This is a genomic window from Pseudoalteromonas sp. ABE4_541 (assembly GCF_056312285.1).
In genome coordinates, this window is the sequence record NZ_JBSVEM010000006.1 from 134,540 (window position 1) to 160,272 (window position 25,733).

The 25,733-nt window shown below is 43.7% G+C and carries 20 protein-coding genes; 15 read left to right on the top strand and 5 right to left on the bottom strand.

Going from position 1 to position 25,733, the window contains the following annotated elements:
• Window position 1: 1 nt before the first annotated feature.
• From icmH to ACW689_RS07990, 5 genes are read left to right on the top strand one after another with little or no spacing between them, the layout of a single operon-like run.
• Window positions 2–1,225, top strand: a complete 1,224-nt coding sequence (gene icmH / locus ACW689_RS07970; protein WP_476290105.1) for a type IVB secretion system protein IcmH/DotU — start codon at window positions 2–4, stop codon at window positions 1,223–1,225.
• Complete coding sequence (locus ACW689_RS07975; protein ID WP_476290107.1) at window positions 1,222–4,584, top strand: ImcF-related family protein; 3,363 nt, start codon at window positions 1,222–1,224, stop codon at window positions 4,582–4,584. The genes icmH and ACW689_RS07975 overlap by 4 nt, the downstream gene beginning before the upstream one ends.
• A gap of 28 nt (window positions 4,585–4,612) precedes the next feature.
• Window positions 4,613–6,625, top strand: coding sequence for a type VI secretion system Vgr family protein (locus tag ACW689_RS07980; RefSeq protein WP_476290109.1), 2,013 nt, complete (start codon window positions 4,613–4,615; stop codon window positions 6,623–6,625).
• Between the two features lie 13 nt (window positions 6,626–6,638).
• The gene (locus tag ACW689_RS07985) at window positions 6,639–7,142 is read left to right on the top strand and encodes a DUF6931 family protein (RefSeq protein WP_476290111.1); all 504 of its coding nucleotides are present in this window, start codon (window positions 6,639–6,641) and stop codon (window positions 7,140–7,142) included.
• Window positions 7,143–7,167: 25 nt separating this feature from the next.
• Window positions 7,168–9,477, top strand: coding sequence for a hypothetical protein (locus ACW689_RS07990; protein WP_476290113.1), 2,310 nt, complete (start codon window positions 7,168–7,170; stop codon window positions 9,475–9,477).
• Window positions 9,478–9,564: 87 nt separating this feature from the next.
• On the opposite strand, the gene ACW689_RS07995 is transcribed toward ACW689_RS07990, so the two are convergent.
• Both ACW689_RS07995 and ACW689_RS08000 read right to left on the bottom strand, forming a co-directional pair.
• The gene (locus ACW689_RS07995; RefSeq protein ID WP_476290115.1) at window positions 9,565–9,858 is read right to left on the bottom strand and encodes a PAAR domain-containing protein; all 294 of its coding nucleotides are present in this window, start codon (window positions 9,856–9,858) and stop codon (window positions 9,565–9,567) included.
• A gap of 194 nt (window positions 9,859–10,052) precedes the next feature.
• A complete protein-coding gene (locus ACW689_RS08000; protein WP_476290117.1) occupies window positions 10,053–12,470 on the bottom strand; it encodes a TonB-dependent receptor in 2,418 nt (805 codons plus the stop codon).
• Between the two features lie 300 nt (window positions 12,471–12,770).
• Here ACW689_RS08000 and ACW689_RS08005 point away from each other — a divergent pair, with 300 nt between their 5' ends.
• From ACW689_RS08005 to ACW689_RS08015, 3 genes are read left to right on the top strand one after another with little or no spacing between them, the layout of a single operon-like run.
• Entirely contained in the window at window positions 12,771–13,022 is a 252-nt protein-coding gene (locus tag ACW689_RS08005) for a hypothetical protein (RefSeq protein WP_476290119.1), read from the top strand.
• On the top strand, window positions 13,019–14,620 hold the full coding sequence (locus ACW689_RS08010; protein ID WP_476290121.1) for a PepSY-associated TM helix domain-containing protein: 1,602 nt from the start codon (window positions 13,019–13,021) through the stop codon (window positions 14,618–14,620). The genes ACW689_RS08005 and ACW689_RS08010 overlap by 4 nt, the downstream gene beginning before the upstream one ends.
• Entirely contained in the window at window positions 14,617–14,991 is a 375-nt protein-coding gene (locus tag ACW689_RS08015; RefSeq protein ID WP_476290123.1) for a DUF3325 family protein, read from the top strand. Before ACW689_RS08010 ends, ACW689_RS08015 begins: the two co-directional genes overlap by 4 nt.
• Here the strand turns inward: ACW689_RS08015 and ACW689_RS08020 are convergent.
• The gene (locus ACW689_RS08020) at window positions 14,981–15,883 is read right to left on the bottom strand and encodes a LysR substrate-binding domain-containing protein (RefSeq protein ID WP_476290125.1); all 903 of its coding nucleotides are present in this window, start codon (window positions 15,881–15,883) and stop codon (window positions 14,981–14,983) included. The two genes, ACW689_RS08015 and ACW689_RS08020, sit on opposite strands and share 11 nt — an antisense overlap.
• 131 nt (window positions 15,884–16,014) lie before the next feature.
• Between ACW689_RS08020 and ACW689_RS08025 the strand changes: the two genes are divergently transcribed.
• Both ACW689_RS08025 and ACW689_RS08030 read left to right on the top strand, forming a co-directional pair.
• Window positions 16,015–16,776 carry an isocitrate lyase/PEP mutase family protein gene (locus ACW689_RS08025; RefSeq protein ID WP_476290127.1) on the top strand — a complete coding sequence of 254 codons (762 nt, stop codon included), beginning with the start codon at window positions 16,015–16,017 and terminating at the stop codon, window positions 16,774–16,776.
• 9 nt (window positions 16,777–16,785) lie between these two features.
• Window positions 16,786–17,301, top strand: coding sequence for a methylated-DNA--[protein]-cysteine S-methyltransferase (locus ACW689_RS08030; RefSeq protein ID WP_476290129.1), 516 nt, complete (start codon window positions 16,786–16,788; stop codon window positions 17,299–17,301).
• A 62-nt stretch (window positions 17,302–17,363) separates the two neighbouring features.
• Here ACW689_RS08030 and ACW689_RS08035 read toward each other — a convergent pair whose 3' ends face one another.
• Together ACW689_RS08035 and ACW689_RS08040 are read right to left on the bottom strand one after the other, a co-directional pair.
• A complete protein-coding gene (locus ACW689_RS08035) occupies window positions 17,364–18,239 on the bottom strand; it encodes a hypothetical protein (protein ID WP_476290131.1) in 876 nt (291 codons plus the stop codon).
• A 53-nt stretch (window positions 18,240–18,292) separates the two neighbouring features.
• The gene (locus tag ACW689_RS08040; protein WP_476290133.1) at window positions 18,293–19,909 is read right to left on the bottom strand and encodes an esterase-like activity of phytase family protein; all 1,617 of its coding nucleotides are present in this window, start codon (window positions 19,907–19,909) and stop codon (window positions 18,293–18,295) included.
• A gap of 360 nt (window positions 19,910–20,269) precedes the next feature.
• Here ACW689_RS08040 and ACW689_RS08045 point away from each other — a divergent pair, with 360 nt between their 5' ends.
• The 5 genes from ACW689_RS08045 to ACW689_RS08065 all read left to right on the top strand — a co-directional run bounded on the left by ACW689_RS08045 (window position 20,270) and on the right by ACW689_RS08065 (window position 25,628).
• Entirely contained in the window at window positions 20,270–20,395 is a 126-nt protein-coding gene (locus tag ACW689_RS08045) for a hypothetical protein (RefSeq protein WP_476290135.1), read from the top strand.
• A gap of 211 nt (window positions 20,396–20,606) precedes the next feature.
• The gene (locus ACW689_RS08050) at window positions 20,607–20,804 is read left to right on the top strand and encodes a hypothetical protein (protein WP_476290137.1); all 198 of its coding nucleotides are present in this window, start codon (window positions 20,607–20,609) and stop codon (window positions 20,802–20,804) included.
• Between the two features lie 22 nt (window positions 20,805–20,826).
• A complete protein-coding gene (locus ACW689_RS08055; RefSeq protein ID WP_476290139.1) occupies window positions 20,827–21,129 on the top strand; it encodes an ATP-binding protein in 303 nt (100 codons plus the stop codon).
• Between the two features lie 429 nt (window positions 21,130–21,558).
• Window positions 21,559–25,218, top strand: a complete 3,660-nt coding sequence (locus ACW689_RS08060; RefSeq protein WP_476290141.1) for an ATP-binding protein — start codon at window positions 21,559–21,561, stop codon at window positions 25,216–25,218.
• Window positions 25,215–25,628, top strand: a complete 414-nt coding sequence (locus tag ACW689_RS08065) for a response regulator (RefSeq protein ID WP_476290143.1) — start codon at window positions 25,215–25,217, stop codon at window positions 25,626–25,628. The genes ACW689_RS08060 and ACW689_RS08065 overlap by 4 nt, the downstream gene beginning before the upstream one ends.
• The last annotated feature ends 105 nt before the right edge of the window (window positions 25,629–25,733 follow it).

Consider the following 25,733-nt stretch of genomic DNA (forward strand, 5'->3'; position numbering starts at 1 on the left):
TATGAGTGTTGCTAGTTTTACGGTTAATCAGTTCTCGCTCGTTGATGAGAAGAACGCCGCATTAAAAGACTTGCTAACGGAGTTTAGTTGGCAAGAGGAAGCGCTATTGCAACTGAGCTTACCTTTGCTGGCTATGGTGGAAGCTGTTTCTTCGTTGGAGGATGCAGCCACACTTGAAAGTTTCAGGGCAAATTTGATCACAGAACTAAAAAGCATAAAGCAGCGAGGGCGTGAACGCGCCATTTCTCCTGCCTTGCTCGATAAACTTTGCTTTGTTTGGGCTGCGTTTTTTGATGAACGGATCAGCTATGGTTGCCATTTGGATACCACACAATGGCAAAATAAAACCTTGGTAAGTCAACTGTTTGGTATTCGAAACAGTGGCGATACGTTCTTTAGTTTAGTCTCTCAGCTGATGGAATTTCCGAAAAAACACTTAGCCCTTTTGAAAATTTGCTACTTAATCTTGCAGTTAGGCTTTAAAGGAAAATACCACAATGGCCGCGTTGCCGAACTAAAGAAGCTGACGGCGGATATCAGTTTTGCATTGAGTGAACTCAATGCATTTAAGTTAGTCGCCAATACAGACCAAACCGTGCATAACGCGAGTAACTCAAGCCGACGTTTCGGCTTGTTTACTGGCTTTTCACCGGTGAGCTTTTGGCTTGTATTTATGGTGCTAATGATAGTGGGCTTAGTGATTTACAATAAATATTTTGGTGATATTTATGAGCTGCAAAATCAAGAGTACCTCAATATGGCGGATGATACCTATGAGCATATTCGCCAGTTGCAGCCCAAAAAAATGTTTATAGAAAATGCAGGTTTTTATGATCAGCAGTACAGCTATGAGGGAGTGCCTGAAGGTGGTAAAACCCCCAGTGCTGCGACGCAGATAGCCAGTGAGGAAATTAAGACGTCGACTTCTGCATCTGTCGAACCCAGTCAGGCCGAACATAGTCAGGTTGAAACGAGTGAAGCAACTGCAACGCTCAATAATGCGCCGACACAATACTTAGTACAAGTTGGGGCTTTTCAAAACCTGACTCGCGCGGAACGTCTACAGCAGCGCTGTAATAACGCGCGTTATCCTATCGTCATTAAAGAGTCTGGCGTAAATCAATATGTGGGCTATCTTGCTACCGGTTATGCTCAAGCCAAAGAAGTCAGCCATTACTTGGCCGAAATCTGTAATGTCTCTGCGTATATCAAGGAGTATCAGTGAAAACCCCTTTAGCTCGCTTGTGGATTGGCGCATCTATCATAATCATAGCCATTGTAATGGCTGTGCTCAGCATGTTCTTAGAGCTTGCTCCACACTGGTACTGGATGAGCGCCTTTGCAGTCGTCATTGGGTTATTAGTGATTTACGTGCCAAGTATTAACCGTTTTGTGACAAGAAAATACCAGCGAAGGAACTTTTTTAGACAGTATTCAACGCTTTACAAGCGGATTGCGAAAAAGTTGAAGTTAAGCAGCAACGTTTATAAAAATGCTTGGTATTTGGTGATTTCTGAAGGCAACACAGGGGATTCATTTGCGCAATTTAATCGAGTTAAATTAAATGGTATGCCTGCTAATATTGGCGTATATCATGTGCAAGGAGCATTGATCTGGCATGTACAAGGTCAGGTTGACGAGCAACAGCACTTTTTAGCTTGGTTGAGCTTCATTCGTGGCAAACAGCCGTTAAATGGGGTGCTACTTCTGAGTGATGCGTTCAGTGTTATTCAACGCTCTCAAAAAGCGAAACAAGAATTTATTGCAGATTTTAAAGCAAGGCTCGAATCTATATACCTGCGCAGTGGCTACCCTGTACCTGCACACTTGTTTCTGTGCGGTATTAACAAACTGGATGGCATGGCTGAAAGCCTCAATGAGCGGGTTGAGTTGGCCGACTTGTCCATTTATTTTGACGAGCATGGGCTGCAGTCATCGCAATCGCTCAATCAAGCATATGATGACTTATTCAAAAAGCTTTTTGCTCACAATTTACAGCAAGTGTCACTTCAATTAGATGATGAGTTTAAGCGAAAGCAGCTACTTGGCCCTATTCAGCTTCAATACTTAAAGTTAGCGGTTGAAAACTTTATTGATGAACTGGCTGATTTTAACGGCCAAGCTTTACCCTATAAAATTGAGAGTTTCCATTTAGTTGAGTCAGAAAGCGCTGAGCAGCGTGTGAACTTAGCGACAGCCCATGCGCTCATTGAAGTGAATCAATCCTTATTACCCGTGGTGGCTGAAACAACCTTAAAACCCAAAGCTGAAATTACCAAAACATTTGCTAACCAAGTGCTGCCGTTGGCCCATTTGGCGCCGGTAAACAAGTGGAAAATATGGCGGCATAGCTTTAGGCAGCTGCTGATGATAGGGACTGCTGCGAGTGCCATACTGAGTGCGACTTGGATTGGCTGGCAAGCGTATATTTACAACCAGTCACTGCATCAAGAATTCAGCAAACTACATCAAGACTATAAATATATACTCAACAAAGAAGTGCTCAGCTTTGATGAGCCAAGCTCTTTAATTGAACCGCTTACTTTGCTGCAATCAGGCTACAACAGGTTTAATGATAATAAAACGGCGCAGCCTTGGTACGTTTTGCCATTTCTAGCGTCTATAGAGCGTGACGAGCATTACCTTGCGCTTTATCAACAACAATTAGCGATTACACTTGAGCCCACTATCAGCAAATACTTAGAGCAAGAGCTATTTATATATTTGGAGCTCGAAGACTATTTAAATGTGATCAACGTAAAAGACATTTATTTATCCTTTGCCAAAGGAGAAGATAGAACAATTGTTAAAAATCACTTAGCAGCATCACTGAGTCAAAGTGGCGTACTGAGTGAGTCGCAAACACAGATGATGCTGAGCTTTATCGATGATTTGTATTTTTTAGGCTACGACAAGATTGACACTAATGAAGAGCTGCTTGCATTGGTTGATAGCCAGCTTGCTTTACAAGATACAAATCAGTTGATGTATGAGTATGTGAAGCAACTTCCCGAGTTTGCCAAACTTACCGACATTAGACCGACCTTACTTACCAAGCATAATGATCATGTCAGCTTGTTTGAGGTAAACCAAGCAAACACGCGCTTTTTAGTGCCAGAGCTATTTACCCCCAAAGCGCTGCAAAAATTGTCATTTTTACCTGATTCTGAGTTTATGCAGCAACTAGTGCGTGATAATCACGGATTGTTTCAAACTGAGCCATCGAGTCGAGAGCTGACACGAATAGGTAATTATATCAAATTCAGTTATATCAACGATTACATCAGCTTTTGGCGACAATATTACTCGGGCATTCACTTGGCATCGGATTTGTCTTTAGATGTGCTTTTGTCAGAGCTGACAGAAAGTGAAAAATCACCATTATTACAGTTATATACCACATTGCGCGCTTATGTTAATTTGCAAGGTGTGGCGGTGCCCAGCTTTGAAAGTACCACAAGCATTGCTGCAAACGCCCCTGCAAAGTTGGCGACTAAGGCAAAAAAAGCACAGCAACTTATAGACAAAGCGGATAAAAGTTTCAATAAACAGCAGCAGTTGGAAATTGCTCAGGCAAAAGAGTTTAATGAAATTGCGGGCAAAATTCGCCAAGCGTTCTCAACAAGTCCTATTCTAGTGCAAAAACAAGAAACACTGTCGCAGGAATATCAGGCGTTTGTGGCTGAACTCAAAGCGCTCAAAGATTGGAAAACACAAGTTGATAGTGAAGTGATCCCGGGTTTAACTTATTTTGAACAATTACAAGACGCTAATAATTTCAAAGATTTTTCAGGACTATGGCTAACTCGATACGACGAACCTTTAATGGCGGCGTTAGTCGACTTAGTGTTACGCGAAAGCGCGGCACACGTAAACAGTAAAGTATCTGATTATTTGCAGCAAAAGTGGTTGAACGACATAGTGCAACCGTACACGAAAAATGTGGCTGCGTACTATCCATTTAGCACCTCAGGAGAGGACTTGAAACTCAGTGCGTTAGCGGCTTTCTTTGCGCCAAATAGCACGATTAGTCTATTTGAAGCGCAAGTGCTAAAGAAATTCGTGTCGGTCAATGGGGTTCTCACTTTTCCGGTCTTTGGCAACCGAGCGAATTTGTCTATTTCGCCCGATGTTACGACGTTTTTATCCACGTATGAAAAGTTACAACAAGAACTGTATGGGCTAGATGGTAACTTGAAGCTCAATATCGTGATTGCGCCGCAGTCCATGTCTGCCTCGTTGAGTGCTTTTGTATTCAAAGTGGGTGATAGCAAACTAACTTATACCCATGGCCCTCGAGTTGAAACAGTGTTTGCTTGGCCTACTAGCTTTAGTGAGCAACCTTTGGAAATCGAGCTGACCGATTTAAACAATCAAAAATCAAGCGTAAAGCTTGATGGTGTTTGGGCCCCCATGCGCTTAGTTGAGCGCTACCAAGTCGCTTCTAACCCCGAAGTGGTGAAGGTCGCTAACAAACAAGGTGCATCAATTGCCTTTTCCATTGCGGGGGCGTCGGATGAGGCAAGCTTATTGAACCCAAGTTTCTTTTCTCAATTGAAAGTGCCAGACACGGTGCTGCAATGAGCGCTAACGACTTCGAAAAGGTGTACTAATGGAAACTTATATTGCAGGTGAAGTGAGCTACTTAGTTGCGAAAACGACCAGTGGCAAAACTTACCGCCTAAACTATTGCAATATCAGTGATGAGGTAGACAAAGGCGTTTGGGCGCAGGTGGAACTCATCACAGATGGTGACGACATTGCTGATTCGCTTGGTGAAACACTGACAGTGAATTGGTATCAGGATGTGGCTGGCAGGCCAAATAACCTCTTGGAATACCAAGCTTATGTGACTGAAATCACAGAGTTGGATAGTCACGCAGAAACGGTACGTCGCTTTAAACTTACACTCCGCGCTTGGCTATGGTTGCTTGGTTTTAATCGAACCTATCGCATTTATCAAACCCAGTCGGTTAAAGATATATTGTCGGATATTTTCGATAATGCCGGTTTTAAGGGCATGTACAAGTTTGGCACTATGCCCAGCACTAAGCTGGAATATTGTACGCAGTACGATGAAACCGACTTAGAATTTGTGCAACGATTAATGGCTCAATCTGGGGTGATTTTCTTTTTTACTCAATCAAGTGGCAAACATACTTTGCAAGTACAAAGTGCCAGTGCACCCTTTGACAGTAACTCAAAAGCAAAGTTTGATCATGCTCAGGTCAAAACGGCAAAAAACTTGTTGTTAAAGCGCTTTGAAGTGCAGCAAAAGTTAGTGAAAAAGTCCTTATCTTTGTCGGGCTACAACTATACAAAAGCAAAAGTCGAATCTGCAAAAGCACAGGTGTCCGGCAGCAATGTGACGACGGTGACTAGCAATAACTTTGAACATGTTGCGTTGAGTAGTGATAGTAATGATTTTAGCGATGTCAGCACGTTGGCGACTCAGCTAAATAACGCGGAGCAGGGTAAAAGTGGTGACATCGAGTTGGAAACCGATGCTAACATTATTTTGGTTGGCAGCAAGTTATCCGTTGCCAATCATATCAATAGTCAATTTGAAGGCGATTACAACGTTCTGGCGCTCACCCATCGCATTAATGTACAGCAAGCCAATCAAGGGGCTAGCTATCAATGTATCGCACGATGTAGAGGCGATTCACTGCCTTTGACGCCACCTCACCCTATTAAGCCAGTATCGAGAGGGATTACTTCAGCCGTGGTTGTCACTGAGAGCGGCTCGTTTGATAGTAAAGGGGAGATCAACCAAGATACTGATGGTCGTATCAAGGTGCACTTTTACTGGGATACGACGGATGAAAAGTCCACCAGCTGTTATTTACGTGTGATGCAGCAAACCGCAGGGGCTAAGGCTGGGATGCAGTTTATTCCCCGTATTGGTGATGAGGTCATAGTTGATTTTATCAATGGCGATATCGATCAACCAATCGTGATAGGCAGTGTATATAACAGCAATACCAAGCCCTTATATCCGCAAAAAGATGCAACCCAATCGAGCATTAAAACGGGGTTTGCGGATGACACGGCACATGAGATCTGTTTTGACGATAAAAAAGGTGAGGAGCTGCTTTCTATTACGTCGGGCAAAGATTTATCGGTGACAGTCGCCAATAATGCGACTAGCTTAGTGAATGCCGATGACAGCGTGACGATTAAAAAGAATCAAACGACCACCGTTGAAGAGTCTCAAACGGTTACCGTCAGCAAAAACTATAGTCTTAAGGCAGACAAAATTTCTCTAGAAGGCGACACGGAAATTGAGCTTAAAGTCGGCAGCAATAAAATTACTATTTCAAGCTCAGGTGTTAAGATTGAAGGCTCGAAAATAGAGTTAAAATCGACCCAAGATACTAAGATATCGGCAATGAATTTAACGACCTCAAGCCAAGCTTCAACGAAGATAAGTGCCACGGCTAATTTGGATTTAAAAGCAACGGCGCAAGCGAATCTCGAAGGGACTGCCGGTGCTAATGTAAAATCTACCGCAATCGCCAAGCTAGAAGGCACAGCAGGCGCGCAAGTTACGTCTACCGCGATGGCTAAACTCAGTGGTGCCGCGATGGCGGAGATCACCGGTGCGTTAGTGAAAATTAACTGAGTGTATTGATTTAATGACCCGAATTAATGAGCAAATTGTTGTACAACTAAAGCAGACATCCATTGCCACTATTGTTGGTCGGTACAAGCCATCCGAACAGGCTAGTGCGATCTTGCACCCTACGTGGGCACCCAAAGAGGCCGTCGCTCAGTTGCTCAAAGCAGATCTTGAGCGTGATGCTATTCAGTTGATAGCCCATGGCTTGCCGGTGATGGTCGCAATTCGTTGGGGTGTACAAGTTTTGCAAAAAGCGGGTTGCACTAACGATGATGAGCGTAAAGCGCTCGGTTGTGTGGAGTCTTGGTTGCAATCGCCGAGTGAAACTTTGCGTATCCGCGCTCAACAGCTCGCTGAGAGAGTGGGTTTAGACAATGCTTTTGGCTGGCTCGCGTATGCGGTTTTTTGGTCTGGAACAGGGTCTATCGTTGCGCCGGAGCTGCCAGTTGTGCTTCCGCCTGAAAATATGGTTGGCCATGCTATCAATGCTGCAATATTATTGTCTATGATTGAACAATAGTAGCTATCATTGAGCGGGAGCTTTCATGCCTTTTGCGACCAGTCATATTCTGAACACATGGCGTACAGACACGAGTATTAGATGGGCCCCTAGAGGTGGATTGTTGCGAAAAGTAGACGATAAGGTGTCTACTTATTGCCGATCCGCGACACCGGAAAATTTTAGAGAGTTAAAAAGTGCTTATTTTTTATGGCAAGTAAGTAAAGAGGAAAAGTACTTAAAGTTAGACGGGTGGCGCTCAAGTATGCGCAATCTAGCAGAAAATAACTTTCCTGTTGAGCGCTTACACAACTTCCTTTTTCCTGAGAAACAAGATCAAGACGTAGACGACTTTTCTTTGCTATTGGCTAAAGAAGCAAAACGAGATTGTGTGCGCATTTTATACGGTAGCCGAGCTAAGTTCTTGTATAAAGACGATCTCAAAGAGATGGTGAAACAAGCCAAAAAAGACATCACTCAATCTAATCGAGAAAAACAGGAAAAAGACCGCCAAGTTCAATCTAACTATGATGAAGAGCAACGTAAAGAGTCCTCTAACGTTCATCGCATAGCAAACGCCATTGCCAATCAAGTTAAAGTGGGCAATGTTATGGCAACGCCTGTGTCGAAAAGTTATGGCTGGATGAAAGATGTGGCGCAAACCATTATCGATTTTCTCAAAGGCATTGCACAAGATTTTATGCTGTTTGTAAAAGAGTGTTGGGTGAGCATTCGTGCCTTGCTGGTGAGCCTCATCGCAGAGATCTGTATTGCACTTTTGCCCGGTATTAATGCGATTGTTGCCGCTGCTCAGTCAGTGAAGGAATATACAGAGGCTTTCAAATTGGCAGCAAAAGCATGCCAGCAACGTTTCAAAGACAGCAAAACGATTACCTTGGCAAATAAAACCTACCAGCTCAGAACGGCACTGACGACGTTTGCAAACAATCAATTTCTGTTGGCAATGGCGGAAGCAGGCAAGCAATTGGTAAAAGCGCTCGAAAATAGTTTTGCGGTTGCTTCAACGATTGCATTGCCCGTTAATGTCACTAAAATTCTGACATTAACGGCCTTTTATGTGCAAAAAATTGCGGTATTGGCCAAAGAGTATTATTACACCCGCAAAATCAACAAGCATTTATTGCAGATCAACAAGCACCACCCCTACCTAGATGACAACTTACTCAAAGATCCTTTAATTGCTGCATATTTGATTGTTAATGCCACGGACTCGACCTTATTTGCCACAGTACGGGATAACACAGATATGGCTGTATGGCTCGACTACTGTAATGAGCACTTAAGCGAATTTGAATCGCTCAAAGAGCGCGCCCAAGAGTATATAGAATCGAGAAAAATTCGCTTAAAAGACTTAAAGGTCAAAGCCAACGAAGTCGGGCCTGCGCCATTTTTACAGCAAGTACAAAATTTTGATCCATCACTGCTCAGTAAGGTGGAGCTGTCTAAACCAAAATCTTTACTAGAAGAAGTGCGCGAGTTTGACTCTTCGTCATTAAAATCGGTATTGACCAAAGAAAAGCGTGGACACGGCCTGCTGGATGATATCGAGCTGTATAACAAAAGCACGCTAAAGTCCGTCACAACCGTTGAAAAGCGCGGGCTTGGTGTACTCGATGAAGTGACGAGGTTTAATCCGACTACCCTTAAGCAGACGCAAACGCAAGAAAAGCGTGGCGTGAGTGTGTTGGACCAAGTGGAGCTGTTTAACAAAAGCAAACTCAACACAGTCAACACGCAGGTCAAGCAAGGGGTGAGTGTATTAGATCAAGTTGAGTTGTTTAATAAAAAAACACTGAAACAGCAAAGCAATCAGCAGCTTGATTACCTTTCACAACTGAAAAAGTTAGAAATGGAATTGCGTACGCTGGACTTTAATATCTTGAATAAGACGTTATTGGGCAAGAGTTCATTATCTCGGGACTTAAATACACTTGAGAGTACCCCTGTTAATACGGCGCAATGGAAAAAGCTCACTTGGGTGAAATTTGGCCGAAGACATGAGATCACAAAATCGATAGATAGCGGTATTGGTATGTATTACAAGTATTTTAATGCAAATAAGAGTGCATTATTAAAGCCTAAAAAATGTGAGCAGATCCCGGCGTGTTTGCGGTTAATAGCCAAGCGTATTGAAATCTTACAACGAGACGTACTTTATCCTACGCAAAAGTGGCTTGCCCAGCTTGACTCGACACACAGAACAAGCCCAAGACGTCCGGCTATGACTCGCTTGAATGCATCGGGTCAATCAGAGCGGAATGCACTGCAAGCATTAGCGATGTCGTTAGAGCAGTTGAGCCGCCGCTATCAAGTGTTAGCTGGATATAAACCATAAACCCGAATAGGTTCTGTCTGGGCGAAAGGTTGTATACCAATTCGCTTAACTAAGTGGTCTATTTTGAGGTGTTATTGCGAATTGGTATTAGCCTATCAACACGTTGGGCATTCCAAGTATGATGGTGCCGCCGTGGCTGGTGGTATCACCCATTCTGACAGCGGGTCTGCCACTGATTAAAACACTGGTGCTGCCTTTTACGATAGAGTCTGGTGGTCCAACACAGACCGCCAAATCGCCAACCACAGCGGCAGGCATGCCACCAATTAAAACATTGGGAACGGATGGTCCCGAAATTGGGCCTCCCACGTGAGGAACAACGCCAGTCACCATAGAGCAAACATGCATATCGGTGATCCTAGCTGCGGGCAATCCAGGCATAAGGCCTCCTATCTATTCTTTCAAAATGCCCTAAGGCAAAAGCGTGTCATTCGAGTGTACCTGAGCTTTGACAATTAGAAAATTAAACGAAGGAAATTATGCGTGTTTGGCTGTTGCGAGTGAAGGAAACTCATAGATGTGGGGCTAGAGGATGGCAGAGCAAGGAGCACACAAATGTGTGCCCCTAATATGTTTTAGAAGTTATAGTTTGCGCGCAACACCACGTTACGCTCGTCACCGGGCATACCACCTAAGAACATGGCTTTGCTGTAGTACGACTTATCAAATAAGTTGTTTACTTTTAACTGAACACCCCAGTGTTGGGTGTTGTATGAGATTGCTGCATCAAATACCGTGTAGCCCGGTACATAGCCATCAGGAATACCAAATGAGGTTGACTGAGTGCTTCTTTCATCCACATACTGCATACCCAAGCTAATATCCACAGGTGTATCTTGCGTAAAGGCATAGCTTGAATGGGTTACCCAACTACCAACCGTGACATAAGGCACGCCTTTTTGACGTGTATCGAACGAGTCTCTGGTAGGGTCTTTTTTATCGCGCGCATCTTGGTACACGGCATTCACGTTGACTTTCCATTGCTTATTTAAGAAGGCGTTTAGATCTAACTCAACCCCTTTGGTTTGCTCTTTCCCGTTGTAAAAATAACGCGGTGTGCCAGCAGGTGAGGTATCTTCATCAAAGTCAGGGTTATTGTAGCGTAAATTCGTGCGACTCGATTCAAACACCACCAATGACGCAACTAACTGGTCATCAAATGCTTTTAAACGTACACCAATATCATTACTCACAGACTCTGAGTCTTCTCTATCGCTTTCATCTCCTAAAATTGAACCCAACACACTGTATGCGGTACGTCCCTTTGAATGGTTGGCAAATACAGAAAGGTTGTCAGTAGGCATATAAGTCACACCAAAGTTATAGGTCAGGCCATTATCTGTAGTATCTTGTTCAGGAATGGGCTGGGCAGCGCTTGCTCTGTAACGTGCATCCACACCTAAGTGCTCATAGCTCTGCTCTATTTCGTTATATGCGGCACCAATTCGCGTTGTTAAACCAAAGTCAAAATAGGCAACGTGCTGAGCACCCACACCCCACGCACTGACGGTTTTGTTGTAGTTGCTGGTATTTAAGGGATCATGATCTTCAAAAGTACCCGCAGCCCAGTTAGGGGTACGTATATCTAAAATGTATGGCAATGAGCCTTGATAAATCACGTCTCCGTCTGAGTTCTTTATGACTTTGTCGGCATCATAGATAGAGAACTGTTTAAAACGAATTTCTCGGTCTTCGTAGTTGGCGTTGACTAAAAATTCGTTATCGATGTCGTTGAAGGTAAAGTCGTAACGCAAGTCGGCAAAGTACTGCCATGAACGCTCGTTAGCCTCCACTTTGCGGTACTCTTGGCGACGAGCAGCAAACGGGTATAGCTCACCATCAATTACGAGTGGTGCACGAGGGTCTGCGTTAATCGTGCCTCGACGATTCCAATATACATAGTTGTAGGCACCAGTTTGGCGCGCAAATCCGGAGTCATAGTCGCGATATTGTAGCTGGTGGTTGAAGTATAAGTTGTCAGTAATATCAATATTATGAGTTAGCTTAATGCGCAGCTCTTCACCTTCATTGTCTTTTGCCATGGGGGAAATAATGCCATTATGACCAAAGGTATAAGGCGTTAAACCATCATTACTGGCGAGAGAGTCCGCTAACTGTTGACGTTGTGCATCGCTGAGCTGCAAGCCCGCGCCGTTTGGATCGTTAATGAGATCTTGCCACGTCACTTCTCCTGCGCTTTTACCATCGACAGAAGCTGAGTTGAAAATACGAATTGGGTGGCCGATTGAGTCAACGGCAATACCGTCGTTGATATATGCCGTTGAAAGCATCACATCATGACCGTCGTTAAGTACATATTTAAAGCTCACATAGGCTTCATCTCGGTCATTGCTTAAATCGCGATAGCCATCGCTGCGTGCTGATTTAACCAGTACGCGATAGGCAAGTTGTTCGGTTAGTGCATTGGTTGAGTCGACTTCAAATGCGTAAGTATCCCATTGGCCGACTTCAGCAGTAACAGAGTGCGCCGCGTTAAACTGCGGTTTCTTCTCAATCAAGTTGATAACACCACCCGCGCTACCCATACCATACAGCCCTGTTGCAGGGCCTTTTAATACCTCAACAAATTCAACATTGGTCATAGAACGCGTTGGGTTAAAAGTATTACCGAGGCCCGCACCACCATACATGCCATCGTAGGTGTAATTGGCACCTAAACCACGGATCACTAAGTTATCCCCAATGCCATAGTTATTACCTGCTTGGGTTACACCACTAATATTGCGTACCACATCCTGTAAGTTAGTGATCACTTGAGCATTGAGTGTGTCACTATCAACCACCACGACGGCCGCTGGTGTTTCCATTAAAGACATATCCGATTTAGTGGCAAGGCCTGAATTCATCACCACTTGGTTTTGACGGCTATATACACTGATTTTTTCTATATCAGTGTCGACTTGAGTCGCATTTACAAAAGACGATGAGGTAGCACAAGCCAGTGTCAGCGCAGACAATTTAAACAATTTCATAGGGGATTTACATCTTAAATAAAATATTATGCAAATGATAACTAGTATCATTATCAATGTTCAATGGGGTAGATAGCGGTTTAACTATTATTCAATTAAACAACAAAGTATCGGCACAAATCATTTACAACAAAAACACATTTCAGTTCACAGAATGAACGATTAAAAATAGTTCAAGATAAGAGATTACAAATAAAATCAATAATTGTTACTATTTGCAATTATCTGTTTTATTTACCTCGTACTGTGACTCAATCTCGATCCCCTAAAATAAAATTCAATCAAGAAGTCGTTTTTCGTGTGCTGACCATAATTAGCTTTGGTTATCCACTGACTATGTTGGTTGGCATTGTGATCTCTTATCTATTACCTCTGTCAAAGCCTGATGCGGTTGCCGCAGCCTCCATGCTGAGCTTTTCTCTATATACGGCGTTTATTATGTGGGCATTTGCACAAAAGTCGTGGCAGCAAGTACTGCGCGTTAGCACCCTATTGCTTGTTGCTTTTGCTCTGCTGAAGGCACTTTTAACATGGAGTGTAGAGGTACTATGAAGAGTGGCTTTAGACAGTCAATGGCATGGTTGCATACCTGGACGGGGATTATCGTTAGCTGGCTTTTATACTTTATCTTTGTCACTGGAACCCTTGGTTATTTTGATAGTGAAATTGATGCTTGGATGAAGCCGGAACTGCCGCGCAACAAAGCCAGTGTAGAAACAATGCTCAACCAAGCACAACGTCACCTTACACAATATGGCCAAGACGCCAAAGATTGGCGAATATATTTACCGCTTTCGCGTACTGAGCCGCATTTGTGGCTCGGATATCAGCAAAAAAATGATGCGGGCAAGTTGGTGCGTGTGCGTCAGCAAATAGACGCAACAACTGGGCAAGTATTAGAGAGTCGGGCCACGGGAGGTGGGCAAGCACTCTATCGTATGCATTATCGCCTGCATTATATTCCCACTAAGTTGGCTTATTACTTTGTTGGTGTATTTACGTTGTTTATGTTACTTGGCTTGGTAACGGGCATTGTGGTGCATAAAAAAATCTTTAAAGAGTTCTTCACTTTTAGGCCTAAAAAAGGCGCTACGTCTTGGCTTGATGGCCATAACCTGATGAGTGTGATGAGCTTGCCATTTCATTTGATGATCACCTATTCAGGCTTGATCATGTTCACCTTTACCTATGTGCCGTTTATTTTTAATGCCAGCTATGGCATGGGAGAGCAGAGTAAAAAACAGTTTTTTGATGAGTATTATCAACGTGGTGCACCGACTCAGGCATCAGGCATAGAAGCGACTATGTTACCGCTTACCGCTCTTTATCAACAGGCCACGGTGTATTTGGAAGCACAAGGCAACGAGCAAGCAAATTATGCTATCCGTGTTTATCACCCTAATGATGAAAATAGCGTAGCGGTATTCTCGCCTGAGTTATCAGAGGCGAGCAATGATGGTACTAAGTTGGTGATGAATGCCATCACAGGGGAGGTTATTAGTTATCAGGCGCACTATGAAGGGGTACGTCGTGTTCAGTCGGTATTTTTAGAGTTACATGAAGGGGTATTTGCTACTTTGCCGATCCGTTGGCTTTATTTCCTATCAGGTCTGACGGGCTGCGTGATGATAGCCAGTGGCATGATACTGTGGACCACTAAACGTCGCAAAAAAGCGTTGAGTCATCCACAGGGGATCCCATTTAGTTTTAAGGTGACGGAAGGGCTGAATATCGGCACTATTGTCGGTTTGCCTGCGGCGGTGGCCATTTACTTCTTAGCAAATAGAGTGCTGCCCATTGATCTTGAGGGACGCGCGCAATGGGAAATGCATAGTTTGTTTATCACTTGGTTGGTGTGTCTGGCTCATGGCATGTATTTTACTTGGCAAAATAAAGGGCGTGTTGCTTGGTATCAGCAGTGGTTATTTGCTGCGATACTGTTTATTTTGGTGCCGATAGTGAACGCTTTAACCACATCGCGAGGACTAATTAGCAGTGTTTTACAGGCCGATTGGGTGTATGTGGCGTTTGATTTCAGCTGCTTGGTGGCGGGTGTCGTTTGTCTATGGGTCGCTAAACGTGTTAACCACTCATCAAAACAACAAGTGAAGACACCTCTGGTAAAACGTAAAGGCGAGGTGGAGGCGTGATTTTACTACTAGTCATTATGTGTATCTATCAAGCTCTGTGCTTATTTTTACTGGCAATGCCCAAATATACCAAAGTGTTAGGTAGAGAATTTAAGCCCAGTGAACGACAAAGCAAAATGCGACGGGCTGGCGGCTGGCTATTGATTGTGGTCAGTAGTTGTTTTGCCAGTGTTGAGATGGGGGTTGTGAATGCATTGGTGTTTATGTTGGGCACGTTGACGTTCACAGGAACCTGTTTGGCGCTGATGTTTCAATATTTTCCTAGACAGGCGCTACGACCCATCATACCAGTTGGCCAGTTTATTAGCTGGCAAACGTGGCTATTTTTAACGGTGCAGCTGAGTTGTGCACTGTTGTTAATTAAAATGTAGCGTGGCTCATCTGTTCCCTTAGCCAACCCATAAACACCCTTAGACGCGCTATTTTGTTCGAGTGTGCATCGTAAACAAAATAGCGTTTGACTGGATTAGGGTGAGCATGTTGGACCGGGATCACCAGTTCTCCTTTTTCGAGCTGTGATTGGCATAAATAAGGCGCTGCCAACGTTACACCATGACCGCTTAAAACGGCATTGATGGCCATATCGGTGCTGGCAACCGTTGTCCATTGAGTATGTTGGTCAACGCCGTTAGTATGCGCGCTTGCAAACCAGCAAGGCCAATCATAAGGCCCCGTGTTTCCTACCGAGACTAACCAAGTCTTGAGTAAGTCTTTGGGTTGTTGCAGATTTAACTTATGTGCAAGGCTCGCCGAGCAAATGGGAAATACCGGAGATTGCCCAAAATAGTCACATATCAGCTCACTGGGAGTATTCTTTTCAACTTGTGTGCCAAAGCGTATTGCCAAATCGAGGTGCGCACTTTTTATATCTTCAAACGAGGCGGAAGAGGTGACATGGATTTGTATGTTTGGGTGCTGCTTGGCAAAGTCATGCAAGCGTGGCATCAACCACAGTGTCACAAAAGCTTGGGTCGAGTTGATGGTGAGCTCGCCTGCGAGGTCTTGTTGTTGGATCTCCCCAAGTCCTTGGTTTATCAGTAACAACCCTTTTTGCACTTTAACGTACAGTGCATGCCCTTGTTGGGTTAGGCACATTTGGCGGCTTTTGCGAATAAATAACTGGGTACCAAGTTGTTGCTCTAGGGTGCGCATTTGCTGACTGACAGCCGCTTGAGAAATGCACAACTCGACGGCGGCCAAACTATAGCTCGTATGCCGTGCGGCACATTCAAAAGTCACTAACAGGTTGATGTTTTTGAACACAATACGTCTCAGTGCTAGGGCAGAGAAAGTCGCATTATAAGGAATGCTTATATTTAAAGTCGAATTATATCGTTGGTGTTTATTGGGAGTTGGTAGAACAATCACTAAAAACTAACTTCGAGAATGACATTATGCATACCTTTAAACAGCTTCACCAACAAGCGACACCGTTAATTATTGCCAATGTATGGGACGCAAAAAGTGCACAACTAGCTGAGCAAGCAGGTTATTTAGCGGTAGCCACGTCCAGCGCCGCAATTGCCGAACTACTGGGCTATGAAGATGGTGAGCAGATGCCGTTTAATGCTTTACTATTTATGGTTGAGCGTATTGCTGCGGTGACGCAATTACCACTTAGCGTCGACATTGAAGCGGGCTACAGTGAAGATCCAAAAGTGATAGCCGATCACATTGAGAAACTCGCTGAGCTGGGGGTTGTGGGTATCAATATTGAGGATAGCCAAGTCAAAAAGCAGCGCGAGCTGCTAGATGCACAGGTTTTTAGTGAGAGATTAAGAGGCGTGTGTTCAGAGTTAGCGCGACGAAAAGTTGAGGTGTTTATCAATGTGCGTTGCGATGTATTTTTGCTTGCTGAGCCTGATGCATTGATACAAGCTTGTGAGCGTGCCAAGGTATATCAAAGCGCTGGCGCGGATGGTTTGTTTTTCCCTTGTTTGACAGATCTCCATGAGATACAAACAGTTGCAGCCTCTACGTCTTTGCCATTGAATGTGATGGCGATGAATTCGCTAAGCGATTTTGAGCGTCTTGCACAGTGCGGTGTTAAGCGTGTCAGCATGGGAAATTTTGCTCACAGTGCAATGCACATTACATTGGCTAACATGTTTACGACGGTGCTCGCTAAACAAGCGTGTGCACCTTTGTTTAATTAAGGAGCCGGCTTGCAACAAATTAATATTCAATATTTTAAGCACCCTTACGCCGAGTTTATTCTTGGTAGTGCCGACAATAAACTTTGCTTATGTGATTTTCGCTATCGAAAAATGCGTAACTCAGTAGATAATCGCATTCAAAAAGGCTTAGGTGCCCACTATGTTGAGCAAAATGATGCCGTTCTAGAGCAAACAAAAACTGAGCTTGAAGAATACTTTATGGGAAATCGCAAGCAGTTTGATTTACCGCTGTTATTTGTAGGCAGTGATTTTCAAAAGTCGGTTTGGCATGCTCTGATGAACGTCGAATACGGGCAAGTGTCCACATACAAAGCGTTGGCGCAGGCGATTAATAATGAAAACGCGGTGCGAGCGGTGGGTACGGCCAATGGTGCTAATGCGATGTCCATCATTGTGCCATGTCATCGCATTATTGGTTCACAAGGTGAGCTGGTAGGTTATGGCGGTGGGTTGGCGCTTAAAAAACGTTTGTTAGATTTAGAACAAAACCTCTTCATGCTTTGAAGTTAACAGCGAAGTGCAAACAGGGCGCAGTGGATGTTTGCACATCAGGCTGAGTAGTCGCATTAATTACAAAAATTGCTGTTGTATTGATAAACGGTTTGCGTTTTGGTTGTTGAGCTGGTGGCATTCCATGTGGTTAAAGTTTGCATAGTTTCAAACGCAAGTTTTGCTCGTTTAACTACTTTTTGCGTGTAATAGGCGCTGTTGTCTTCATATTTGAATGACGCTTCGGCGATTAAAGGCACTGAGCTGGATGGAGGCGCACCGGCATACCACAACGTGACGCTGAGTTTGGCATCAATCGAGCCTAAGTCAATTTCGGCACCCTTGTAGACGCGTTCATGAATGGTTAGGTTACCAACCTGTGTTAAAGCGAGTGAATCACTAAAGCCGTACTCTGATTCAAAGCCAGGAAAATGAGTGTTAATGTCTTTAAAATCGTTAATCGTGCGAGTATTGGGGGCTTTGGTTGAATGACCATAAATCACTTTGAACGTGTCGCTGCCCTTTACGCCTACATCAGACTCGAGCTTGGTTTCGGCGCCGCTGGTGGCACTGGAGAGATCTTCAAAATCAGCGATGTAGCGATCAGGGCTGCGAAACTTTAAGGTGACTTCTGAATTACCACTCTCAATGCGCTCGCGAAAGACATATCCTATTTCGCTTAGTTGACAGCTATTAGCCGTATCAAAAAACTTCACTGTACGTACTTTGTTGAGTGACATTGAGCCTGTAACGTCGCGCGCTATCGCCTGCTCTACATTGGCTTTAAATGCAGAGAAATAACGGGTTACTTGGCTTGCTTCGTATTGGTAACTAAACAGACTTGGGTCGAGTAAAAGTTTATATTCTCTGGATGTCACATCTGGGTTTGCCTGAGCGCTCTGAATGCACAGGGCAAGGCTAACTAGTGTGAATGAAAGCGTGGCTTTTCTCATTGTTAAATGCCTTTTTTAAAGATATAAAAAAGGCCGCAAATGCGGCCTGATTATTAGTTTGTTGCACTTAGATTTAATCCGTTGACGATATAAAGCGTATTGCCATCTATCACGGATTGGTTGGCGTCGAGATACTTTTGCTCGAGTACGCCACCTGTTGACCAAGTGGCAAAATCGTCATCGTTGATCACCCCAAGGCGATTATTATCGATGAGCCACAAACCTTCCATTTTGTCGTGTGGGTAGCCAACTTCGGCGACCATATCGACAATAAGTTCTAGCTTTTGTGCAGGCTTAATGCCCTTAGCTTCCAGCTTTGCCCAGCCAGCAGCATAATCCCCCTCCAGCGCATTTTTGCTGATAACTTGTTCAAGTGTACTGCCTGCGATGGTTAAGCCAAGTTGAGCATCTTGCTTGAGTTCGCCACCCGCCGGCACAGCTTCTAAGTTAGTGGCATTGCTGATATCAACTTTATATACGCGCTTCATCGCTGTGTTATCGAGGTTATAGAATTTACCATCGCGCTCTAACACCAAAAATTGGGTGTTGCTCAGTGCTTTGATTGCGGAGTTTGAATTCGACCCTTTTTCTTGCTTGTACAAATACTGTGCGGTCTCGCCCGTTTCAATATTGACTGTCACGATACGGGTGAGGTTGGTACGGTTTTTACTTGGGTTATCAAGGCTTGATTGCATGATACCGACCAGTGTTTTTTCATCTGGTGTGATAGTTAGACCTTCCATGCCGCGATTTGCCCATCGGTTCGCAAACTCTGCGGGTAGGGTGTGCATGTTACGCGTATCGTCGCTGAACGGATTGATACGTGCTAACTCGACGCCTTCTGCACTGTAATGCACTATATGCGGACCATATTCGTCACTCACCCAAAATGTGCCATCGCTCATCGCTACAAGGCCTTCTGCATCCAGACCATAATCATCGATGCGAATTGGGTTCGTGGCTTCATCGTACGGCTTGCTCATATCATTTCGGATCACTGTACCTTGGGCATCGTAAGGCGTTTCGCCCGTGCCACCCATCGCTGAGCTATTGGGTAATCCACTGATCGCATTGCCCGCTTTGTCTTTCAAAAGAATATTTTTGACTAGCTTAATTGAGCCCGTTGCTTGTACTTCAAATAAGCCGATACGTGGAGTGTAGTCAGGGGTTGGAAATATTTTGCCTTTGCCCTGCTCACCCGTAAACGTGGCATTTGGGCCACGGTCCGTCAGCGCATAGAATTGCATCGGGTTGCTCGGGTGAGCATCCATGTCTGAGCCATAGCCGCCATTGCGTACTTCAAAGGTTGAACCTGCAATACTGCCGTTTTCAAGGTCATTTCTAAGTACTGAATAGGGTAAACGTACGCCGTTGCTGGCAAAATTATCGGGGTTACACACATAGGAAGTATCCATGACTTCTTCGCTACTTAAGGTGTTATCACGATTTGTGTCTAAGCCAGATTCAATTTTCACACCACCTAACCAACACTGTGCGTCACCTGTGGCCAATTGCGTTTGCAATACCAAGCTGCTCAGGCCATTTTCGCCATTACTGCCATTTTGGCCGTCGATACCATTGGCACCATCTTTGCCGTTATTACCATCATTACACCCAGTTAAAGCGAGCATTGTGGCAATAGCGAGTGTTGACAGATTGAGGGATTTCATATTTGTTCCTTAAAGAGGTTTATTCTGAAAACACTAAGATATTTTTTTAGTATGACGGTTTTGTTTATTTATGCGGAAAAGGTAATTAATGTCATGGTGTTATACCGGTCCGTTTAACTCTAGGTCTATTTTGAACGCAGATAGCGTCAGGTTTAATCCTTCAAGATGATCAAGTGTGATTGCGGATTGGTATCATGATTTTAAGGCTGGCAGTGAAAGCATAGCGTATCGGTCAATATTTCTTCGTTATCAAAAAAGAAGCTTTTTATCATATGCTTTTGCAATCAGTGTATTGAAACGAGGGAGGAAAGATACTTTGAAATAATGAGGAAGCACTATTTTACTTCAGGCATTTCGCCGATGATCGCAAGAAATATTGTGAATTTGGGTATGGACGTGAGCGAGCTGGTGACGACTAACACTCTGAAAGATGCGATAACAAAAGCTTATGAGTATGTTGGTTTTAAGGTAGAGCAAGTGCGATGAATGCACTGCTTTCGCATATTTCAAAAATCGGCGGTGTGCTGGAGTTTGATCTCGCGCTAGAGGATTTAGAAGAGGATCATGCGTGTTAGATGTTCTGAGAGCAAACACTTTGCTTTATGAGTGATAAAGTGATCATTATCAGCAATTTTTAGAAGATAAGCGTCGCGACAGTGTACTTACACAACATGCTAAATTGGCATCGATGGGGGAAATGATAGGGTCGATAGCACATCAATGGCGACAGCCATTGAATGAATTGGCTATTCGTATTCAAACCCTAGAATATCAGGTTAAGCAGGCTGAGTTCGTACAAGAGAGTATGACCACCAACACTTTTATGAGCAAAACCATTGATGACTTTCGTAATTTCTTTCGAATAGACAAAAAAACAAACGTTTTGTTTGCGTGATGCGGTAGAGCAGGTGTTGTCGATGCAACAGGCTCAAATGAGCAGTCATGGAATTCAGGTTGAGGTGAAAGGCCCTGAGCTTGAAATTCAGAGCTATAAATCAGAAGTACAACAGGTTTTACTTAATTTGATAAGCACCGCGAAGGATGCATTTAAAGCGTCTCAAGTTGAGAATAAGCAGATCAAAATCGTACTCGAACAAGGCAAAGTGCGAGTTCAAGGTAACGCTGGGGGAGTGCCAGATAGCGTTGTGTCACGGATTTTTGAGCCTTACTTCACGACCAAAAAGCATGGAGAAGGACGGGGGGGGCCTATATATGTCTAAACTGATCGCAAACGAAAGCCTGCAGGGTGACTTGAGTTTTCAAAATATTACGCCTGAGTTAGGTCAAGGAGCATGCTTTTCTTTGACTATACCACCCTAACCAGAGGCGGGGATTTGCTAATTAATCCCTCAAAAGGATGTAGATTGCTTAATTATGCCTAACAAAGTTTGAGTCGCGCAAATAATGGTCTACGCTCAAAGTTATTAGTTTACAACATGTTCAGCGTACCCCTTTGTAAATCAAAGGAGCCATCTTTAGACGAAATAGCTGTGTGAAATAGCCGCTAACCTTTTTACGACTCACGCTTATTTTTTCATGGCTTCGTACGAGGAGCTTAATTTTAAGCGATAACTTGCAGCGCGAAGGATGTGTGAAGCGCCCCTAGGCACATCTATACTGGGTAAGGTGATGGGGTTTAGGTCTTTTTCATGAAAAATCAAAAGCAGCTCATCATTACCATGTTGTTATTTTTAGCCGCAGCGATTGCTTTAGCGGCTTGGGTGATCAGTATTAAGGCTAAGATAGAGGGCTATTCTCAGAATGTCGCCCGCACGTCACACGTCAGGGAGCGAGATTTTACAGACTTGTACTATTTGCAGTCTGCGATTGGCTCTGGTGGTTTTGTGCATAATTTAAAGAATTACGCGCTTACCAATGAGCAGCGTTATCTTGATACGGCCAGCGATAATCTTGCCACTGCAAAATTACATTTAATGTCACTCACTCGTCACGCGCAAAAGCACGAGGAGGCATCCTTATTGCTCATTGCTTCAACGCTCGAGAATTACGAACAAAGTCTGTTAAATATTAGCTCACGAGATGGCAGCGAAAGCAGCGCCTTGCTAGTACAAAAACTGATTGCGTTTGACAATGAACCTATTCTGCAAGCATTAGACTCATTGACCAGTCGTGTGCTGAGTGATTATCGTCAACACAACGAGCTTGCTGAAGCAAAGTTAGGTGATGTGCAAACGCAGCTCAATTTTGGCTACGCAGCTCTTTTGCCCATGTTACTGCTGGTGCTTGTGGCGATTTCTTTAGTCAAAGCATTGCAGAAAAGAGCGCAAGCGCTCGAGAATTCAAGGCAAAATTTACAAACGCTGCTTGATATTACACCCGACTGTATTTTGTCTGTTTCTCAAAGCGGAATAATTCTTAAAGCAAACGTATGTGCGAAATTATTTTTTGGCTATGGTGACGAATTAGAAGGCATGTCAGTGGAAGACTTAATGCCAGAAGGTTTTCGAGCTGAGCACCGTTGTTTAAGACGCATGTTTTTTAACTCACCTGACAATCGGCTCATGGCAAAAGGCAGAATAGTGCAAGCCCATAATAAGTTTGGCGAGCGTAAAGATGTGTCGGTGAGTTTGGGGCATGCGGAGCTTGATGGAGAAAATGTCGCGGTAGTGAGTTTGCGAGACGTAACCGAAGAAAACAGCAACCGATTACAGTTACAAGATTTTAAACAAAGAGTTGAGTTGGCGTGTCAAGCAGGGGCAATGGCTTTTTGGTATTGGGACAAGCATCGTAAAGTCATTGTCACCGATAGGCCAACTGACGTCTGGGATGGTAATGCTTATCGAGAAGAAAAAACCATGAAGCAATGGTTAGAGCATATTCACCCAGATGATCGAAAAACCTTTGTAGATGGCTTAACTTGCTGTGAGCGAGATGGTGAAACGGTCGTATTATTATATAGAACAAAAAATGACAAAGATAAACAAAGAGATATGCGAGTTGTTATGGTGCCGCAAAAAGCGCCAGATGTGGCAGATAGTGTATTTAGTGAAGCGTTTGCAATTCGAATTGTAGGTATGGTGCAAGATGTGACTGAGCAGCGAGAAGCAGAAGAGCGCTTGCAAAAAGCAATGCGCACAGCCGAGTCAGCCAATCTCGCTAAGAGTCAGTTTTTAGCAAACATGAGCCATGAAATACGCACTCCCATGAATGCCATTATCGGTATTTTGACCTTATTGATGGATGCGCCTTTGCCACAGAAACAGGCTCGTATGATCCATAGCGCGTGCAATGCTGGCGAGTCATTAGTGAGCATAGTGAATGACATTTTGGACTTTTCTAAGCTAGAAGCTGGAGAAGTAAGGGTAATTAATGAGCCGTTTAAGCTGGATGAAGTGCTGGATAAGCTCGTTGATCTATATGGTGTTGTGACGCACAGCAAAAGCATCACATTACAGTTAAATGTGCGTCCAGATGTGTATATCGATCTTATCGGTGATGCACTACGCATCGGGCAAGTACTCGGAAATATTGTGAGCAATGCCATCAAGTTTACTCAAGCTGGAACCGTTAGCATTGATGTGTCGTTTGTTGACGCTTCTCGCTCAGCGTGCAAGCTACGTTTTTCCATCATTGATACGGGCATCGGTCTAAGTGATGAGCAAATTGAACATGTGTTTAAGCCCTTTCGTCAGGCAGATATGTCGACGACAAGAGAGTATGGCGGCAGTGGCCTTGGTTTGAGTATTTCGCAGCGTCTATTGCGTATGATGGGATCGCACATTGAGGTGAGAAGTACCAAAGGTAAAGGTGCTGAGTTCTTCTTTGAAGTTGAATTCGATTTACAAGCCAATGCAAAAAGATACTCCGACCTAGTTGCCGATAAAAAGCGAGTACTTGTGGTTATTGCTGACCATGATTTGCATCACACAGTAGTTGAATATTTTGAAAAGTGGAAAATAAAAACAGTTAGTTATCATAGCTTGGCGCAAGCGACTGATTCCTTGACTCAGGACATTCAGGCGTTTGATAATTTATTGATACACCTTGCTGATGAAAGTGACTATGACCAAGTTGTGAATTTGTGTCGTCAATGGCGGCAGTTACACAGCGCGACTCAAAACATACTCACTGTGATCAGTGCGCAAAACTACATTGATGACCTTGCTCTGATTAATTTACATGCTACTTTTGTCACGCACCCACCAACGCCTTCACGTTTGTTTGATGCGATCAACTCAAATGGGCAGAGGCCCTTACATGCTAGCGATACCAATTTAGTGCAGTTGTCTCGTGAGCAAACAAAAAACATAGTTGGTGCTAAGGTGCTGTTAGCAGAAGATGTTGAAACAAATCAGGTGGTGGCTGTTGACCTGCTGGAAACTCTTGGATTACAGGTGGATGTTGTGTCTAATGGTGCACAGGCGGTGGAAGCTGTGCGTAGTAATCATTATGACGCAGTTCTAATGGATTTTCACATGCCGATCCTGAACGGTTTAGAAGCAACAAAAAAAATCCGCGCGCTGAAGGGATTAGAACATTTACCTATTGTTGCAATGACGGCGGCCGTATTCGAGCAAGACAAACAAGCTGCAATCGACAGTGGTATGAATGCCCATTTGGCTAAACCGATTCAAATTTATCAACTGGCCAGCGTATTAAAAGAATATATACCACAGAAAGACTATCCAGGGAGCGATAAAGCACAACCAAGAGTTGCTTCTGCCGATAGCAAGGTGGATTTGAGTGCGTTGCATGATGATATAGATATAGAGGCTGTTAAGCTTAATTTTGGTCACAATCAAATGGTATACCAAAACTGTTTACGACACTTTTCTAATGATTTTGCTGATTGGGTTCAACGCATTGAGTATGAAATAGAACAAGAAAATTACGCCCAAGCTGCGCAATTAGCCCATAAACTAAAAGGTGCTGCAGGCAATATTTACGCCACTGCAATTTACTCGCAATCAAGCAAGTTGCAACAAGCGTTAAATCTTGGCCACCAAGGACCACTTAAAGCTTTAAAAGGGCAACTTAATGCTTTATTAAATCAAATCAATACAGTGCTGCATGAGCAAGACGCCAGTGCGACAGTGGGAACCATAGTGGCTAATGGGTCAGGAAATAGTGAGTTCATTGATTGTTTGGAGCAGGTGAAAACGCTAGTGATGAAAAGTCGTTTTGTCGAGCCTGCGCTATTATCACAATTTGTATCAAATGCACTTTGGGTAGACCGTGTAAGTGTTGAACAGTTTAAACAAGCCGTTGAAACGTTCAACTTTTCTCAAGCGAGATTGTTATTAGATAAGATTGAGCTGGCATGGAAAATTAAGGAGGAGCAAGCATGACGATGAAAACAAAAACGTCGACTATTTTAGTCATTGAGGATGATGTATCTACCCTGACTTATATTAACGGCATACTGTCAGATGAATATGATTTAATTATGTCAATTAATGGCCACGATGCAATGGCGCAGCTTTGGCAAAAACCCGATTTGGTCATTGTGGATAACGGCTTGCCGGATATTAAAGGTGTGGAGCTCGTCAAAAAAATACAATCGGAGCCCGATTTTGCTAGTACTCCCATTTTTTTAATGACTGCGGATTTTAACACTGACTTAGTTGAAGCTGCGTTTAGCGCTGGGGTGTCAGACTTTATTCACAAACCGTGTTCGACTGTAATATTGCAAGCACGAATACGCACTCATCTGGAGCTACAACATCGAAGACAGCTTTGCGAAAAACTAGCGAGCTAAATGATGTTTGATTAATCAAAATGACGCCATTATGCACTATTTTAGATCAGCATGATTTTGAGTAAGCTATATTAAATCCATAGGATTAGTGCGATTTTTACTAAT